The organism is Paraburkholderia sp. J69-1 (assembly GCF_905220255.1).
Taxonomy (GTDB): Bacteria; Pseudomonadota; Gammaproteobacteria; order Burkholderiales; family Burkholderiaceae; genus Paraburkholderia.
Genome location: NZ_CAJMZG010000082.1, coordinates 1 through 704, shown reverse-complemented (window position 1 = coordinate 704; position 704 = coordinate 1). Strand labels below are relative to the sequence as shown.

Genomic DNA, 704 nt, shown 5'->3' with positions numbered 1-704 from the left:
GGCCGAGGCCGTGTAAAAACGCGCAGAATGGCCGACCGGTGACGCCCAGTAAGTCGCGCGGTTGCTTTCGGCCGAGGTGCAGGCAGATGAAGTGATCGTGTTTTACGGGCAAACAGCGGCGGCGCGCGCATTCACGCGCCTGCCAGCTTCATCGCTCGCATCGTCTTTGCGAATCCGAGGATCCTGATGACTCGCTTGAGGTTGTATGCCAGCACGTGCAAACTCATTTCAGCCGCAACATGGCCCAAACCGCGAGTCTGGAAGTGGGTTGAGCCCATCCAGTATTTGAGTGTGCCGAACACGTGCTCGACCGTCCGGCGTCGTATCGTCATGGCGTCAAGCTGGCGATCCAGTCTTGACTGCATTGCCTCAAGCACTGCCTCGTGCTCCCATCTTCGAATGCGCCGGTAGTCTGCAGGCGTGCACTGGCTTTTCATCGGGCACTGCGGGCAAGCGCTGCTCCAGTACGTTCGCAGCTCCAGCAGATTGGCGCCTTCGAAGGAGGTGTATCGATAGATCGCACGCTGACCCGCTGGACACAGGTACTGATCGTCCCTGGCGATATAGATGAAGTCGGCCCGGTCAAACCGCCCGTCAGCCCTGGCGCTCGATGTTTGTGTTTTCGGCACTAGCGCCGCAATTCCCGCGTCGTCGCAAGCCTTGATTTCCGTTGCATTGAAGTACCCGCGATCGGCTAGCGCCTT

General features: G+C 59.5%; 1 protein-coding gene. It reads right to left on the bottom strand.

Annotated elements, in window-relative coordinates:
* Positions 1-131: 131 nt before the first annotated feature.
* Positions 132-704: transposase (locus U5A67_RS40465; RefSeq protein ID WP_321818836.1), on the bottom strand; the 573-nt coding region annotated here is incomplete at its 5' end.